Here is an 18530-nt window from a genome sequence, read left to right as displayed (position 1 = left end):
TGGATTTACTTATAATATGAATAATTGTTGAGCCACCTTTTTTAATTCTTAAGTTATGAACCGAGGCGTTATTATTTTCTTAATTTTTATAATGTTGGGGGCATTTACCTGCATGGGGCAGGCTATATATGAAGATGAACGATATGTTCCCGAGACGGATTCTCTTGTACTAAGGAAGTTAAACCAATGGCAGGATTTAAAGTTTGGTCTTCTAATGCATTGGGGGGCTTATAGTCAATGGGGAATAGTTGAGTCATGGAGTATTTGTGCCGAGGATGAGGGATGGTGTCGAAGGCCTTATGAAGATTATGAAGCTTATAAAAAGGAATATGAAAATTTAAAACGCACTTTTAACCCTGTAGAATTCAATCCGGATAAATGGGCCATAGCAGCAAAAAATGCAGGGATGAGATATGTTGTTTTCACAACCAAACATCATGATGGATTTTGTATGTTTGATTCTAAATATACCGACTATAAGGTTACCTCGAAAGATTGTCCGTTTCATACTAATCCCCGTGCGAATATAACCCGAGAAATATTTGATGCATTTCGGGCAAAAGACTTCTGGGTGGGTGCTTATTTTTCCAAACCAGACTGGCACAACGAAAATTACTGGTGGCCAAATTTTGCCACCCCCGATCGAAATGTTAATTATGATCCGGAAGCCTATCCTGAAAAATGGGAATCTTTTGTGCAGTTTACTCATAATCAGATCATGGAATTGATGACCGATTATGGTCATGTGGATATTCTTTGGTTGGATGGTGGATGGGTTGCCAAAAAATCACCAGAAATGATTCGACGGGCATATGAAGAAAAGTTGAAAAGATCTCAAACCGGTTTTTTAAAAGCACAAGTTATTAATCAGGACATCCGAATGGATGAGTTGGTTCAAAAAGTTCGTGCAGAACAACCGGGCTTGATTGTTGTTGACCGGGCTGTTTATGGTAAAAATCAAAATTACCTAACACCTGAAAACAGAGTGCCGGAGAAGTCTTTACCCTATCCTTGGGAATCATGTATTATTTCCGGAGGAGGTTGGTCATATACTCCGGATGCGACTTATATGACGGGTGACGAGGCTGTTCATCTGTTGATTGATGTTGTTGTTAAGGGTGGAAATTTGTTACTTAATGTAGCACCGGGACCCAATGGTGACTGGCAAAAGGGGGCATATGAGTTGCTTGAAAAGATCGGTTCGTGGATGAAGGTCAATCAGGAAGCTATTTATGGGACGCGTCCTCTTGAACCCTTCAAAGAAGATAATATTGGGATGACGCAAAAAGAAGGTCATGCATATTTTATTTATATGGACAAAGAGAAAAGTGGTAAGATGCCGCGGAAAGTACATATCAAAGCTCACCAACCAGTTTCTGGTGCCTCGGTGACATTGCTCGGGTTTGATTTTCCGCTCAAATGGATACCTGTCAATAATGGATTTGAAGTGAATATACCAGCAAAGTTGAGAAATAATCCACCCTCAAAATATGCCTGGGTATTTAAGGTTTCAAAATTAAAATAGAAGAGGTTTTATTTATATTGCTTTAGCATCAAAATGATTTGATTTTTTAGCGTTTTAAACTGATAAAACTGTTTTGTGATCAAGTCTTTGTGATATTTGTTCTGTTATTTGTAAGTATTGATAAACAAGGTTTTAAAAATTATTCATATGAAAAATTTCCTTCTTTTTTTGTTGCTTCTTACAGTTGTTCTTTACCCTATCAAGGCTCTGTCTCAGGATACAATAAATATTACCACACATGACCATGTGTTTATTCACACAAATGTTAAAGAGGGTACAAATTCTTTTTTAGGGTGGGGAAAATTTCCTGAACAAAATAAAAACATTCGCCGAATTAAAATGCAAGTCACTCTTGGACATCCCGATTCTGCATCAATAGCTCACTGGGATTATTTGGATTTTATCAATCTTAGAAGAGTTGGTGGTAAGTCGGGTGTTTCTGAAAATATTGAGTTGGGACGCTTAATTACTCCATACGGCAGTAGTTTTACAAAGGATTGGTCTTTTACATGGGAGATTGATGTCACTGATTTTTCCATGCTGCTTCGTGATAGTGTTGAGATAGAATATGTACATACGGGATATGAACCCGAAAAGTTAGGGTGGTCACTAACTGTAAATTTTGAAATTCTTACCGGACCGGTAATTGCTGATCCCATATCTATCGAAGAACTATATAAGGGATCTTTTCCTTATGGAAATGAAAAGGATCCAATTGAAAACTATCTTAAACCTGTTTCTGTAACCTTTGCCGGCAATGCTGATTTTGGACGTATAAGGATTCAACATACAGGACATGGGTTTGGGCGTCCAGATTATTGTAGCGAATTCTGTACTAGATGGAGAAAAATTATTTTCAATGGCGAAGTTATTGATAAAAGAGATTTGTGGAAAGATTGTGGACGGAATCCGTTGTATCCTCAGGGAGGTACTTGGATTTATGATCGAGGCCATTGGTGTCCAGGCGATTTACAAAAACCTGATGTCTATGATGTGAAGGCTGTATCAAAAGAGAATACTATTGATATTGACATGATGCCTTACATTGATTCGGTTGGAGAGGTAGAAGGTAAGGAAGTTGTTACGGCCTACTTAATTCAATATGCTGCTCCCAATCATCAAAATGATGTGATTATTGAAGATATTGAAGTTCCCACCAATAAGCAAAACTATGGCCGACGCAATCCGGCTGTCTTTAACCCCGTTATTAAGATAAAAAATGTGGGCAGTCAACCTTTAAGGAAGCTTAAAATCAAGTATGGTACAAAGGGATTTAAGAGCAAAACCTATCAATGGGAAGGATCATTAGGCTTTTATGAAGAGGAAACGGTTACTCTTCCCGGCCCCGTGGACTTTGAGGATGGAAATAACTTGTTTGAAGTATATTTATTGCAACCAAATGGGAAAAAAGATCAATGGAGGTACGACAATTCCATGTCCGCCATTTTCAGTTCTCCGAAAAAGCTCCCACTTGATATTGTAGTTAATTATAAAACCAATAATAGACCAGAGGAGAACCTTCTATTTCTTATAAACGAAAAATTAGATACCGTATATCATCGTCGCCCAGATCAGTGTCTTTCAGATACTCTTTATGCAGATACGTTACATTTAGAGCCGGGAATCTATGAGTTTGAACTTTTGGACAAAGGGGGAAATGGCTTGGAATTTTGGGCAGAGCCGGAACATGGATATGGATATTTACGTTTTCATGATTTGGAAGGTAATATTCTACATCATTTTTTAAGTGATTGCGGAAATGGTCAATTTTTAGCTTTTGAGGCTGTCGAAGGGGCCGTTCCTGATTCTACGGTTTCGCAAAACGCTTTTTTTATTTATCCAAGACGCACGAAAAATAAACTTGAGTTGGATGCTTTTCTTGATAAAACAGGGAAATTACGAGTTCAGTTTATGGCTGATGGAGACCCTGTTGAAGTGCATGAATATAAACAATTCAAAAAAGGTACATTTGAGTACTATATTGGATACCTTTCCAAAGGAAGGTATGTGGTAGAAATATATGTTGATGATAAATTAGTTCATAAAGATCGGATTAATCGTGATTAAGGTGTTGAATATTAGGATTTCAAAAAAGGTGGTTTGGGCCGGATTAATGTTTGTTTTCGTTTTCGGTCTTCAAGGTTGTAAGTTTTTTGATGGTGTCGAGGGAAAGGAAACATCTGGGCATAGAGACAATGGTATGCCTTTGTTTAATCCTCGAAATTATGTATGTTATAAGGTAAGATCTCCTCTTGTTATTGATGGAATCTTTAATGAAGAGTCATGGTTGTTGGTGCCTTGGACCGAACCTTTTCAGGATATCAGGGGCGGAGATTTCCCTTCTCCACAATTTGAAACCAAAGTAAAAATGTTATGGGATGACCGCTATTTGTATGTGGCTGCCATCCTTGAAGAACCTCACATTCAAGGAAAAATAACGCAAAGAGACGCTGTGATTTTTCACGATAATGATTTTGAGGTTTTTATTGATCCTAATGGAGATACTCACTTGTATTATGAGTTAGAGATAAATGCACTTAATACAATTTGGGATTTATTGTTGGTGAAGCCATACCGAGATGGAGGACCTGCCGTTAACGGATTTGATACAAAGGGGATTCGAACCGCTGTATTTGTTGATGGAACCTTGAATAATCCTTCCGATATTGACAAGTGTTGGTGTGTTGAATTAGCTATTCCATTTGATGCACTGTCTGATATTAGCAACTCTCGGAAACCGGTTGATGGAGATCAGTGGCGAATTAATTTTAGTCGTGTACAATGGCATACAGATATTGTAGAAGGTGAGTATGTTAAGCGCACTAATGCCGAAACTGGAAAAACATTGCCTGAAGAAAATTGGGTTTGGTCGCCTCAAGGAGTCGTAAATATGCACCGTCCGGAAACCTGGGGATTTGTTCAGTTTTCTAATATTCAGGCGGGAGCCGGAACAGTTGATTTTGAATTCAAGCCTGTCGAGAACGTTAAATGGGTATTACGTAGCATCTATTTAGCACAGAGAAGGTACTATTCTGAGTTTGGCGAATATACGGAGGATTTATCACTTCTTGTAAATAGAGGATTTGTTTCTGAAAATATCCCTTATGTGGTTGATATTAAAAAAATATGGGGAACTTATGTTGCCAGAATGAAAACAGAACTTGGGACATGGTTTATAAATAATGAAGGATTTATTTGGTCGGAGGAATCAAATTAGACCAAATATGAAACAGCCTAAAAACTATTTTAAATACTTCGTCATGCGACTTCTATTCCGCCAAAAATTTAAGTGAATAGTATATTAATGAATGAAGTTCCAAAAAACTTATCCTTTTTTAGTACTAAGAATCCGTAGGGAATAATGAATTGGTAGAAAAAGATGACATGCTGGAAGTCTTTTAAGATCCTAAAAATGAGGGTATCAATTTTATTGTAAAAAAGCCTATAGATATGTTCCAAAGTAAAATTACCATTACATTTATTTTGGTTTTGATGATCACTGAAGTTTTTTCGCAGGCATCATCTGAAGAAAAAGCAAAGAGAATGGAATGGTTTAAGGATGCTAAGCTTGGTATTTTCGTGCATTACGGCATTTATGCCGTGAACGGAATTGATGAATCATGGTCATTTTTTAATGGGTATATCACCTACGATGATTATATGAATCAGTTAGATGGGTTTACAGCCTCTCAATATGATGCGGAACGATGGGTGAAACTTTTTAAAGAAGCGGGAGCAAAATACGCAGTTCTCACCTCCAAACATCATGATGGTGTTGCCCTTTGGAAAGGTGATTGGGACCATCTCAACGTTGTTGATGATACACCTGCAGGTCGTGATCTGATAAAACCTTTTGTTGATGCATTACGCGATAATGACATGAAAGTAGGGCTTTATTATTCCCTTATCGATTGGTCGCATCCGGCTTACCCTGCGGTTACCAGAAATAAAACACGCTATGAGAATGACCAGGAGCGATGGATGGATTTTGTAAATTTTTATTTCAAGCAAGTTATAGAGCTATCAAAAAGATATAATCCTGATCTTTACTGGTTTGATGGGGATTGGGAGCATAGTGCAGATGAATGGCATGCGCAAGAACTTAGAGAAACTCTATTCCGCTATAATGATGGCGTAATTATCAACAGTCGTTTGAAAGGAAATGGTGATTACGGTACCCCTGAACAGGGAGTTCCGGTGGGCATTCCGGAGAATCCATATTGGGAACTATGTATGACAATGAATGATAGTTGGGGGTTTCAATATAACGATCATAATTACAAAACTCCTTATCAACTGCTTTGGACCTTTGTGGATTGTATCAGTAAAGGGGGGAATTTGTTATTAGATGTTGGACCTATGGCAAATGGAGCTATCCCTGGGCCCCAAATTAAAATACTTGAAGCTTTTGCCAGATGGACTGACAAGCATGTAGAGGCTATCTATGGAACCAGAAAGGGAATTGGGCCAGGACATTTCTTTGGTCCTACAGCCCTTAGCAAAGATCGTAAAACTCTCTATCTTTATATTAATTATAAACCTGATTTGCCCTTGACGATTAAGGGGCTGGCATCGAAAGTTAAGGACGTCCGAATTGTGGGCAATAATGTCAAACTTAAATTTGAATTTAATGAATCTTCAGGTCAGTTGTCGTTTGTGCTTCCGCCTGAAGTGACAGATCCAGTTATAACTGTTGTAGCCGTTGATTTTCCAGAACAGGTGAAATTGAGATCCCCAAAATCTTCTTTGACGTGGTCTTTTGTTAACTATTTAGGGAAAGATAATCGGTGGGTTCAAAAACATTTGCCTCTGCTTGGAGAATGGCAGGAGGGAATTTCGAATCTTCACTATGCGGGGCCTTCGATGCTGTCTGAAGATAAGCGTATACTGTATCTTTTGATTAATGGTAAGCCCAACGGCCCATTGGTCTTAAAAGGGCTTAAGAATAATATCAACCGGATCTGGGTGGTTGGTAACGGAGCAAAATTGAGTCATCAGTTAATTGGGAAACTTTATTGGAGCCAGGTGCCGGGAATTGTTTATATCGAAGTCCCTGACAATGTAATTGATCAAAAATCAACTGTGGTTGCTGTTTTACTTGACGCACCCATTTCGCTTTATTCTGAAGAGGGACATGCGATAGAGAGTAATTAAGTTATTCTAATATTTTATTTTTAAGGTGTTTCCTTGATAGTATCCAAACCTTACAAACAAAATACTTATTTGCCATGCATTAGGGTAATAATGTTTGGGTGGCTAAAGTTGATTAACTAAAGTCAATATTGTTCAAGCAAATTGTAAAAGTGATTATTCTTCTTCATGTGATTCAATTGATTGTTGGTCTGTAATAATTTTCTTTTTGGAATATTTCAAATTTCGGTCTGATAGGTATCGAACCGATGATCAAGTCAAATGTTTATATTTTCTATTGTGTTAAGTTTTATTGGCTACCTCTGTAAATACAGGGTTGTTTGCCATGTCCTATAATGCAGCAATTTTTTTACTTTTGTTTCTCGAGTGTTAAAGAGTGTTTTTTTAAGTAAATATTTTTCAGGCAAAACTTAGATTAATTGAAAATAGATTGCATACTTTTATAAAAAATGAATGAAAGTTTGCGTAAAAGATATAAAAAAACGTATATTTGCGTTATTGTTAATTTTCTTTTAACATTAAATAAAGAAATCATTTTAAAAAATGTCATGTCATATTTTGTTTTTGAAATAAGATATGTGATTTAATTTAATTTAGTGATAGTATGTTCATTTTTAGATGGTTAATTGTATTTTTTATTTTTAATTAAACTTCAAGTCTATGAGTCAATTAAAAAGTTGTTTTCCTATTGATGAGGGAAAATGGAGTAGGAAATATCGTAAATTGGCAGTGGTCGTTTTTCTGACTTTTGTTAGTTTTTCTGCGACTTATGCTATTGATAGACAGGGTAACGATAGTCGTTATCTTGATGAGCAGCAAGATCAGATAGTGTCGGTTTCGGGAAAAATTGTGGATACCAATGGTGCACCCATCCCTGGTGTGAATATTGTTGTAGAAGGTTCTGGCAGTGGTACCATTACCAATATGGATGGAGAATATAACTTGGAAGCACCTGCCGATGGAATACTTGTTTTTTCTTTTATTGGATTCAATACGCAAAGAATTGCTGTTGAAGGACGTTCAACCATTGATGTAACTTTAGTGGAAGAAACTTTGGGTTTAGATGAGGTGGTTGTGACAGCATTAGGGATAAAAAAAGAGGCCAAAGCTTTGGGATATTCTGTATCAAAAGTTGACGGGGAAAGAATTATGGCTAGTGGAACTCCCGCCAACCCTCTTCAATCGCTTTATGGAAGTGCAGCTGGAGTTCAGGTTGCTTCTACAGCTTCTGGACCTGCAGGAGGTATGAAGATTAATATTCGAAACGCAGTGTCTTTTGACGAAAATTCCAGTACCAGACCATTGATTGTTGTTGATGGTGTGCCAATTCATGATGAAAATACTGGGATTGGTTATGGCGTTAATGATCGAGACAATGGGACGGGTATTAATGATATTAATCCTAATGATATTGCATCTTTTGAGATTTTAAAAGGTGCTAAAGCATCTGTATTATACGGTAGTGAAGGTGCAAATGGTGTTATTTTAATTACTACTAAGTCAGGTTCCAAATCAAAAGGGTTGGGCATCTCCGCTTCTTATACCACTTCTTGGGATAAAATCGCTTTTATGCCGGAACTTCAAAATCAATATGGTACGGGAAGAAGTCCTAGCAACACGGAAACCGATGCTCAAGGTTTTTTTCTGGATGAAAATGGACAGAGAACGTTGGATTACAGTGGTCAGGCTTTTGGACCGAAGTTCGATCCAAATGTTACATTGAATTGGTGGGATGGAAGTCAACGTCCATGGGTGCCACAAACTGATAATATTTATGATGACATGTTCAGAACAGGGCGGCAATCAACATCTAATGTGTCTGTTAGTTCTGGAAATGAAAATGGTTCAATTCGTTTATCTTTAACCAATATGCGTTTAACACCGGTTTTGCCGGCCGGAAAGTATGAAAAGAATTCATTTAGCCTAAGTGCTCAATATAAGATTAATGATTATATTTCTTTAAAATATTCGGGGAACTATTATGTTACTTCTAATGAGAATGCTGCAAATGCTAATACCTTTGATTCTCAGGGGGCAAGAACAGCAATAGGAGCTTATAGCGCGGATATAAATGTAGATTTAATCAGAAGCAAGCTGATAACTCCCGAAGGTTATAATTATTTTGCAAATCCTAATTTGACTAACTTTTTCTCTTCCGGTCGTTCTGCTATTGCTAATTTTTTCTGGGATCAGGAACAGAATGAATCAACTTATGACCGTTTTCACAATATTCAGTCTCTTACTCTTGATGTTAGCATAAATGACATTTTTAGTGCAACTGTTATGGGAGGATTGGATGCTACCACTGATCGAGATGTTTACAAAGGGAAGTTAATGGATCCCTCATTGATTGGCCCGAATAGTGGTTCATCATATTTTGATGAATCCAGAGTTATTCGTAAAACCTATGGTCAGGGTATGATCAATTTTGATACTAACTTTTCTGATTTTAATTTTTCTGGGTTTGTTGGTGGTATTATCCGACATAATTATTATGAAATGAAAGGCGCTAAAAGAGAGGGCGGAATGGTAATACCTAATTTCTTTTCATTTAATAATCTACCTTCAGGCGAACAGCCTGTCTACAATTTTAATAACGAAAAGGATATATTGTATAGTTTATTAGGTTCTGCTCAAGTTGCCTGGAAAAATCAGGTTTATGTAGAGATCCAGGGTAGACAGGATTGGTCCTCTATTTTGCCTCAGGATAACAATAGTTATTTTTATCCAGGTGTTAGCGCAACATGGTTGATGCATGAAAGTCTGGATTTGCCATTTTGGGTCAACTTCGCCAAGCTTCGAGCTTCGTGGGCTGATGTTGGTCGACCTGGACCAAGATATTTTAGTAATGTTAGTTATGATGTTTCAGCATCAGGTTCAGGATATATCCTTTCTCCGCCCGAGTTTCTGCCACCTATGGATGAGGATGGGAAACCAAATTTGAAGCCGGAAAGAAAGCGGGAATTTGAACTTGGATTTGAAACCTATTTGTTCGCAAATCAGCGGTTGGGAGTTGATTTTTCTTATTATACCTCCAATACTTATGACCAGATAATGGCCGTTACTGCACCTCCAGGAATGGGTGTTTCAAAAATTCGTATGAATGCAGGTGATGTGGCAAATAATGGTTGGGAGTTAGCATTAAAAACTAAACCTATTTTTACCAACGATTTTCAATGGGGATTAGATTTTACGTTTGCCGGTAGTAAAACAAAAGTTGAAAGGCTGGATGGAGAGTTAACTTCGTTAACGCTATGGAGTACTGAAGGTACTGGTTTAAATGCTGTTGCCGAGGTTGGTGGTGAGTATGGTTTAGTTTATCAGCAGACTGGCTGGCAAAATTTTATTGATCCTTCCGATCCTGATAATCCGAATAATGGAAAACGCATTGTTTCTGATGATGGTTCGATGTATAAATATTCCTCTGAAAGTAGTAAAATGGTTGGCAAATTATTACCTGATATAACCGGTGGTGTTTTTAGTTCATTTAAATACAAAAATCTCCGTCTGTTAGCCAATTTTGATTATTCATTTGGGGCCATCTTTATTTCAGAAAATGAGACTTATATGATGGCAGCAGGTGTGTTGGAAGAGACACTCAAATACAGGGATGCCGAACATGGGGGTATTGCTTATCACTTGGTTGATGGACAAAAGGTCAAGGGGGTTGCTCCTTCTGGTGGTGAGACTTATTATGATGGTGTTTTGCTAGATGGTGTTTATGCTGATGGTACGCCAAATGATAAGGTTGTTTCGGCAGAAGATTATTATTACAATTCTTATTTTTCAAATGGTTTTTTTCCTGAAGATCGTATCTTTAAAAGTGATTATATCGCCTTGAGAAATGTGGCCCTTGACTATACTTTCCCCAGACATATTGCAGAGCGGGTGATGCTTAAAGAACTTACATTTTCAATTTTCGGGAATAACCTTGCCTATCTTTATAAAGCTGCCCCCAATTCGATACCGGAATCTTCTAATGGGACAGGTTGGGGAAATAGCTCTTATGGAAGTACTGCGTTGCCAATGCAACGGTCCTTTGGATTTTCTGTAAAAATAAAGTTGTAATTTGTAAATGATTTTCTTATGAAAAAGATAATATTTAACTCGGTGCTGTCTTTCTTTATACTGTTTTCCGGGATTTCTTGCCAGGATAAGTTGGAGGAATTATATCAGGATCCTGATGGCTTTTCTAAAGAGCAAGCTGACAAAACTGGAGGTGTTAGTGTGATCGCAGGATTTTTTACTTCTCAATTGACACGAGGATTTTTCTTGCGGGGAGAATATGGTGCAGCTTATCACCAAATGAGAAGTGGAGCCAAAATTACAGGAACAGGTGTTCAGTTGTATTATACAACGGTTGATTATGGCGTGTCTTATGATTTGAAAGATGTGGAACATGACTGGGGTACAGCTGGTTTTAATAATACCGTCTTTGATAAAGTAAATAATGACTGGATTAAGCAGATTCTATGGGCTCAGCGTGAATATAATCTTATGCCTGAAAGTTCAAGGTCAACTTTAGATAATTTATTTATGTATTTGTTGAGGGGACTTAAAGCTTATGCATATCAAAGAGCTACAGATCTTTATGATAAGGTTCCTTATATTGAAACCGGATCAGCCGGAGGACTGGATGGTGATAAGGCAGTTTATCTTGGGCAGGAAGAGATTTATCCAAAGCTTATTGAGGAGTTAAAAGAAATCGATGATTTTCTTGAAGATCTTTCTCTGACGGATGGGGAACAAGCTACTTTTAGTAATCAGGATGTGATTTTTAATGGTGATATTTATAAATGGCGTAAGTATATTAACTCACTGCGATTGCGTTGTGCAATGAATGTTAGTGAAAGGTTACCGGAGTTAACCAGTAGTGTAATTTCAGATTTGTCAGGAAAGCCTCTTCTTTCCGAATATAATGACGTTGCAGGGTTGGCCGATATAGCCATTGTTGAACCTTACAGAATTCAGGTTGAATTAGGTATTACCAGGGCATTTCGTGAACGTGCTGATGAATGTAGGGCGCCGAAAAAATTTCTTGAAGATGTTATGGACTGTAAACCAATTGAGAAAAGTATTGAATTAAATGGCCAAACTCTATACTATTTTGAGGGAGATAATTTTGAGACCGGTGTTCATGAAGGAATCGTTGACCCGCGCGTGGCTTATATTTTTTCTAAAGATATCCTTGGACGTTATTTAGGTGCAGAAACATCTTGGGATGATGGAACTGACCCAAATAGTTATTACAGTAAAGTAATGAGGGGGTATTATATTAATGATCCTGTCCTTACTGATCCTTCTGTTCATTATTTTGCCTATGGAAAAAATAAACAGGATACAATCCGGCTTAGCGATGAAGCTATTGGTGATTTGTCCAAGAGAGAGCCATTTTTGCTTTCTGCCATGCGTGAGAGAGCCAGTAAGTATCAAGATATTAATTGGACTATTGGAACTGATGATAATTTGATTTCAGAGTACAATGTAGTTCCTCAATACAATTTTGATTTAAGATATCCCACCATTCATGCTGTTGAAGTAGAACTGCTATTAGCTGAGGCTGCTGTTAGGGGATTTGGTACTGTTGGGGGTTCTGCCAGAGATCATTATAAAAGAGCTATTGAACTTTCTTGTCAATATTGGTATGAACTGAATAGTTCTAATAATTATTCTAAATCTTCTACCCCTTCATTCCCTTCCAATATGGATGATTCAAGGATTGAAAGGGATAAAGTGAGCACTATGTATGATGCAGGAATGTATGCTGAAAAGAAAGCTCAAGAATTTGATTCGATGTCAGAACAAGAAAAAGTGAAAGCAATATTTGATCAACTGCATTTGCACTATAATTTCTTGAATTTTGAGACTCCCTATACTGCTGCACGAAGGTTGATTAAATATCTGGGGTATAATCCTTCAGGTACATATGAGGTGTTTAAATGGAAAGAGCGAATGACCTATCCTGGGGGCATTCAGGCATCTGATCCTGAAAATTGGGCCATTATAAGTGCTCATAATGATCCTGATATTCCTGTGTGGTTAACAGGACGGAGTACGAAGTGGAGAAATGTTTTAGAATAAAAATACTGAACATAAATGGATAATATTATGAAGAAGATAATTTTTCTCGGTTTTTTACTGGTTTCATTGTTAGGCTGTGAAGCAGATGAAGGAAGAATTGTTGGATTTGCGAGTGCAAATGACGGTGACATTCTTTCTGAGATTACTGTAAAGCTTTATAACATGGATGCTGAGATAATAGAAACTACCACTACTGATTCTAATGGGAAGTTTGTTTTCTCTGGATTGAAAAGTGGAAATTATTATATCGGAGCTACAGTAACCGTTGATGGAAAAACTTATGATACTGGGGGGACACCTCAGATTGTTTATGTGAGTGATGAAATCTCTAAAGAGGTTACATTGACGCTTATTTTAAGAGAAGAATAGGTTTTTGCTGAGTTGGAGAGTATGCAATAAAATTATAATTATTGCTTTTCTCTCAATGTTTTAATTTAGAAGAGGGTTGTTCAATTAGGAATGGACAACCCTTTTTCTTTTATACTCCAACTTGCAAGAAATATAAAAGATCCCACCCAAGAGGAATTTTCAGTCCAATACGAAAGTTTTTGAACCAATAAAAATTTAGTTTCCCCACAAACTGTTATTCCCTGGTTGAACTTTAAAACAGGCTTGATGTGCCGGATCTGTATATTGGAATGAGGCGCAAAAAGTACGTATGAACGGCTATTCCGTACAGGAAATAGGGTGAAAATAAATGCAATGAATTTATTGTACTTTAAATTCTGAAGCTTGAATCTGGTGCCCATATTATTAGTAAAAGAGACAGAAATGGGAATAATGAAAAAGAAGGCATGAGAAAGGCCATATGTTATACCTCCCTTTTTTGGCGGCGTTTGCACTGGAGAGTTGAAAAATTAATAGTAATTGCAGAATTTTTAATAATTAACCCCGTTATTAAAAATTATTTTCGGCAAGTTAATTCCTGTTAAACCAATTAGGATTAAAAGATGAATAAAGAAAAGATTTTGTTATTATTTGTTTTTTATTGTTTGCCACTGTTCGGAATCATGTCTGTATTCGGGCAAGTTCCTCTGGAAATTGTGGATCCCGGGATTTTTTCGATTAATAAGGCAACACCTCGCGCAACTGGTATGGTGTATCCATCTGAAGATTTAGCAATTGAAAATAAATATGAAAATTCTCCCTATTTTAAGCTTTTGAATGGCATATGGAAGTTTCATTGGTCCCCTAATCCTTTGCAGAGGCCGAAAGAATTCTTTCAAGAAAGTTACAGTGTTGAGCATTGGGGGAATCTATCTGTACCTGCAAATTGGGAATTGGAAGGTTACGGAATCCCCATTTATACCAATATTCGATATCCATTTCCAGCTGATCCGCCACATATCCCTTCTATAGATAACCCGGTGGGTTCTTATAGGCGGAATTTTACAATACCACCATCCTGGAAAAACCGGAGAGTTGTTTTGCATTTTGAGGCCGGGACTTCAGGTATGTTTGTATGGGTGAATGGACAAAAAGTTGGATACAGCCAGGTTAGCAAATCGCCTGTTGAGTTTGATATAACTTCTTATGTTCGGACTGGGGAGAATGTGTTGGCCATTGAAGTATATCGGTGGACTGACGGGAGTTATTTGGAAGATCAGGATTTTTGGCGGCTGAGTGGTATTGAAAGAGATGTCTATTTATATGCACCGGCTCAATATCATATTGCCGACTTTTTTGTCAAAGCTGGACTTGATAATCAATATACCGACGGTAAATTAAATGTTTCGGTTAAGTTGAGAAATTACCTCGGAAAAACTTTTAATGGATCGGTAGAAGTGAAATTGTTGGATTACGAAGGACAAAAAATTTTTGAAACTACGGAAGATGCTAGAATTACAGGTAATAAGGAAATTGATGTTGCCATTTCAGGAGATATAAAAAGACCGAAATTATGGAGTGCTGAGAACCCTTATCTTTATTCGGTTGTGATTTCGCTTAAAGACAGTAATGGGCAGATCATTGAAGTGACCAGCACAAAGACCGGTTTCAGAACGGTTGAACTAAAAGATGGCCAGTTGATGATCAATGGAAAACGGATCATGGTAAAAGGGGTTAATCTTCATGAACACCATCCCTTATTCGGACATTATGTTCCAAGAGAGACATTAATAAAGGATCTTCAAGTCATGAAACAGCATAATATCAATGCTATTCGGACTAGCCATTATCCGCATTCTACGGATCTTTATGAGCTTTGTGATCAATATGGTATGTATTTGGTGGATGAAGCAAATATTGAAACCCATGGAATGGGTGCTGAGCATCAGGCATGGTTTAATCGAGAGCGTCATCCGGCTTACCTTCCACAGTGGGAAGCCGCTCATTTGGACCGCATTAAAAGATTGGTGGAAAGGGATAAAAATCATCCATCCGTGATCATTTGGAGTATGGGTAATGAATGTGGTAACGGCCCCGTTTTTTTTAAAGCCTATGATTGGATTAAAAAACGGGACAATACTCGTTTAGTTCAGTTTGAACAAGCAGGCCAGAAGGAAAATACAGATATCGTTTGTCCTATGTATCCTTCCTTGAGGCATATGAAAGAATATGCTGTGCGTAAAGATGTCAACAGGCCTTATATTATGTGCGAATATTCACATGCTATGGGAAACAGCAATGGAAACTTTAAAGAGTATTGGGATATAATATATAGCTCACCGAATATGCAGGGTGGATTTATTTGGGATTGGGTTGATCAGGGGTTGCTGACAAAAGATGGCGAGGGTCGTGTTTTTTATGGTTATGGAGGCGATTTGGGAAGTGGTCATTTGCATAATGATGGCAATTTTTGCCTTAATGGATTAGTGAATCCTGATCGTACGCCCCATCCGGCATTAATGGAGGTAAAAAAGGTTTATCAAAATATCCACTTCATTTCTAAAGCTCCGGAAAATGGTAGGATTGTGTTAAAAAATGGTTTTTCCTTTACTCCTCTTGATGATTTTATTTTTAAGTGGGAATTGCTTGAAAATGGAATTAGAATTGAAAATGGGGAATTCGAGATTTCTGCTATGCCCGGCGAAAGGAAAGAAATAACCTTACCGTTAGGCAAAATTGATGCTGAATCAGGGAAGGAATATCTTTTAAATATTAGTGCATATTCTGCAAAGGAATTTCCTTTGATTCCTATTGGGCATGAAGTGGCACGTGAACAGTTTCAAATCAACCCGAATGCTTGGTTTGAAAGGACGACCGGGAATGTCGGTAAGGCCACTTTTGATGTCAAAGAAGACAACCAATTTTTAATCATTAAAGGAAAAGATTATTTAATTCGTTTTAATAAACGCAGTGGTCTGCTGGTTGACTATGCTGTACAAGGAAAAAGTTTGATAAAGAGGTCTCCACAGCCTAATTTTTGGAGGGCTCCTACAGATAACGATTTTGGAAATAACATGCCGAAAAACTCTAATGTTTGGCGACTTGCAGGTAGGAATAAAGTGGTTAAGGATGTTCGTATTGATAAGAGTGAATCAACGGTCATAATGGATGTTCTATTTTATTTAAAGGATGTGGATTCCGATTATCGAACTATTTATACTATTTCGCCGGATGGCATGGTGAGAGTTGATGTTTCGTGGAAGGCAGGAAAAGAAGGGTTACCTGAAATGCCAAGATTTGGAATGGAAATGGTGGTTCCATTGGGTTATGATTTCTTTACTTGGTATGGCCGAGGACCATGGGAAAATTATGCCGACCGTAAAAGTAGCGCTCATCTGGGGGTTTATAAGGGGAAAGTGAGGGATCAATATTTCCCTTATCTTCGGCCTCAGGAGAATGGTAACAAAACGGATGTTCGGTGGTTAACTCTTACTAATGAGGAAGGTTTTGGCTTGAAGATCGAAGGAATTCAGCCATTAAGCATTACTGCTTTACATATGCCTAATGTCGTTTTTGATCCAGGAATCGAAAAGAAACAGCGACATACAATTGATATTTATCCCAGAGAGGATATTTTCTTATATGTGGATTTGGCTCAACGTGGAGTGGGAGGAGACAATAGTTGGGGAGCTTTGCCTCATGAAAAGTACAGATTAACCGGAGATAATTACAGCTATAGTTTTATTATTGCGCCAACTAAATAACTGGTTAGATATTGTTTCTTTAAATGCTGAATTATTGAAGTTGACATGCATAGGGAAATGTGCCGGAATTGATAATTTTGTGAAATGAGTAGGATATTGGGGTTTACTGCTTTTTTCGAACATTCGGAGAAAAAACAGATACAGAACTCAATGATGCGTGTTTCATTCAATCAATGATAATGATATAAATTGAATATTTTATGATGGGAATCGATTGGCACGAAAAGCTATCTAAAAGGAATGGATGTAAACGAAGGCCAAGCAGATCCCCTTTAACAAAAATTTTTACTGATGAAAAAAGGTTATAATTTACTGATTGGTTTATTGTTGTTTTTTGGTTATGGTTGTCGGGTCAGTGAAAGTAATATTCAAATCCTTGAAAACGACGCTGCATGGTGCTGGTTTTCAGATCCACGTTCCATTCAGTTGGCGTTTTTGGGAGAATCAAAGATAATAGGAGGTGGAGTATCATCGGATGGTTCCATTGTGGCTTTTGCTTATGATCAACAAGATGGGAAAATAGAAAAAGGTGTAATTCATCCTCAATTGGAATTTGATGATCATAATAATCCTGCATTTCTGGAACTCCCTGATGGCAAAATTCTTTCTTTCTATACCCGTCACCATAATCAGGATCTCTATATGGCAAAAACGAAACATCCGGGTGATATTAAGACGTGGGAAAAACCTCGGAAGATTGAGATCAAAAATGAAAAAGAAGAAGCTCAATATGGCGCACCACGATACACGTATGCCAATCCATTCATGCTTTCCAAGGAGAATAATCGTATATTTCTTTTTGGCCGTTGGATGGGTTTTAAACCGGTGATGATATGGAGTGATAATCAGGGTGAAAGTTGGAGTAAGAGCAGGGTGGTTGTTTGTCCTCAGCCGTTTGATCCGGGAAATAGACCTTATGTGAAGTATTTTTCTGATGGGGAAAAACGGATTCATATGGCTTTTACCGATGGTCATCCTCGTAAGGAGCCTTCCAACAGCATTTATTATGCCTACTATGAAGATGGTGGATTTTATAGGGTGGATGGATCATTGATTTGTTCTATCGATAGTTTGCCTTTCGAACCAAGTGACGCCACTTTGGTCTATCAGGGAAATTCAAAGCACGGAAGAGCTTGGGTCTACGACATCAAAGCTGATGAAAAAGGATATCCTGTTATTGCTTATGCAAGATATCCGTCTGAAGAGGATCATATCTATCACTATGCTAGATACAATGGTCGAAGCTGGGATGATGATGAACTTTGTCATTCCGGCAAATGGTTTCCGCAGACGCAGGCAGGTAAAAAGGAGCGTGAACCTCACTATTCCGGCGGACTCGCTATTCGCCAAGGAGATGTTTCGACGGTTTTTTTATCTCGCGAAGTGAATGGAATTTTTGAAATCGAGAAATGGTATAAGACTGAAAATAACGAATGGAGGCATTCAGCAATCACTCAAAATTCCAATTATGATCAGGTTCGTCCGGTTGTGCCATGGGGTGGTGATGATAATGATTCTTTTGTGCTATGGATGGAAAATGAAAAGTATATTCATTACACAAATTTTTATTCCAAAATCAAAATAGCCAATTATTAATTGCCAAGCAAAGGGTTTTTCGGGATTAACTTGTTTCTTTGAGAAGTGGATAATTTATCGATAGATATTATGAGGCGGGGATTTGT

9 protein-coding genes are annotated in these 18530 nt (G+C 37.7%); all 9 read left to right on the top strand.

What is annotated here, in order from left to right; all coding sequences use genetic code 11:
- The first annotated feature begins 55 nt into the window (after positions 1-55).
- The 9 genes from ACT29H_RS05665 (at position 56) to ACT29H_RS05625 (ending at position 18444) form a co-directional block, all read left to right on the top strand.
- A complete protein-coding gene (locus ACT29H_RS05665) occupies positions 56-1525 on the top strand; it encodes an alpha-L-fucosidase (RefSeq protein ID WP_444820638.1) in 1470 nt (489 codons plus the stop codon).
- A gap of 147 nt (positions 1526-1672) precedes the next feature.
- The gene (locus ACT29H_RS05660) at positions 1673-3592 is read left to right on the top strand and encodes a peptide-N-glycosidase F-related protein (protein ID WP_444820637.1); all 1920 of its coding nucleotides are present in this window, start codon (positions 1673-1675) and stop codon (positions 3590-3592) included.
- Between the two features lies 1 nt (position 3593).
- Entirely contained in the window at positions 3594-4742 is a 1149-nt protein-coding gene (locus ACT29H_RS05655) for a carbohydrate-binding family 9-like protein (protein ID WP_444820636.1), read from the top strand.
- Between the two features lie 233 nt (positions 4743-4975).
- Entirely contained in the window at positions 4976-6679 is a 1704-nt protein-coding gene (locus ACT29H_RS05650; protein WP_444820635.1) for an alpha-L-fucosidase, read from the top strand.
- A gap of 657 nt (positions 6680-7336) precedes the next feature.
- Entirely contained in the window at positions 7337-10744 is a 3408-nt protein-coding gene (locus ACT29H_RS05645) for a SusC/RagA family TonB-linked outer membrane protein (protein ID WP_444820634.1), read from the top strand.
- A gap of 90 nt (positions 10745-10834) precedes the next feature.
- Positions 10835-12757: a SusD/RagB family nutrient-binding outer membrane lipoprotein gene (locus ACT29H_RS05640; protein ID WP_444820633.1), complete on the top strand. Its 1923-nt coding sequence runs from the start codon at positions 10835-10837 to the stop codon at positions 12755-12757.
- Positions 12758-12784: 27 nt separating this feature from the next.
- Positions 12785-13126 carry an SdrD B-like domain-containing protein gene (locus tag ACT29H_RS05635; RefSeq protein ID WP_444820632.1) on the top strand — a complete coding sequence of 114 codons (342 nt, stop codon included), beginning with the start codon at positions 12785-12787 and terminating at the stop codon, positions 13124-13126.
- A 581-nt stretch (positions 13127-13707) separates the two neighbouring features.
- Entirely contained in the window at positions 13708-16848 is a 3141-nt protein-coding gene (locus ACT29H_RS05630; RefSeq protein ID WP_444820631.1) for a glycoside hydrolase family 2 TIM barrel-domain containing protein, read from the top strand.
- A 291-nt stretch (positions 16849-17139) separates the two neighbouring features.
- Complete coding sequence (locus tag ACT29H_RS05625) at positions 17140-18444, top strand: BNR-4 repeat-containing protein (RefSeq protein WP_444820630.1); 1305 nt, start codon at positions 17140-17142, stop codon at positions 18442-18444.
- Positions 18445-18530 lie beyond the last annotated feature (86 nt).

This window comes from Thermophagus sp. OGC60D27 (assembly GCF_052400625.1).
In the GTDB taxonomy this organism is placed as follows: Bacteria; Bacteroidota; Bacteroidia; order Bacteroidales; family Marinilabiliaceae; genus Thermophagus.
The sequence above is the reverse complement of the archived record's forward strand: the minus strand, read 5'-3'. Positions and strand labels throughout refer to the sequence as shown.

Bases quoted from the DNA above. Each gene is read 5' to 3' on its own strand.
- ACT29H_RS05630 (WP_444820631.1), top strand. From the start codon at position 13,708: ATGAATAAAGAAAAGATTTTGTTATTATTTGTTTTTTATTGTTTGCCA.
- ACT29H_RS05650 (WP_444820635.1), top strand. From the start codon at position 4,976: ATGTTCCAAAGTAAAATTACCATTACATTTATTTTGGTTTTGATGATC.
- ACT29H_RS05635 (WP_444820632.1), top strand. From the start codon at position 12,785: ATGAAGAAGATAATTTTTCTCGGTTTTTTACTGGTTTCATTGTTAGGC.
- ACT29H_RS05645 (WP_444820634.1), top strand. From the start codon at position 7,337: ATGAGTCAATTAAAAAGTTGTTTTCCTATTGATGAGGGAAAATGGAGT.
- ACT29H_RS05625 (WP_444820630.1), top strand. From the start codon at position 17,140: ATGAAAAAAGGTTATAATTTACTGATTGGTTTATTGTTGTTTTTTGGT.
- ACT29H_RS05660 (WP_444820637.1), top strand. From the start codon at position 1,673: ATGAAAAATTTCCTTCTTTTTTTGTTGCTTCTTACAGTTGTTCTTTAC.
- ACT29H_RS05665 (WP_444820638.1), top strand. From the start codon at position 56: ATGAACCGAGGCGTTATTATTTTCTTAATTTTTATAATGTTGGGGGCA.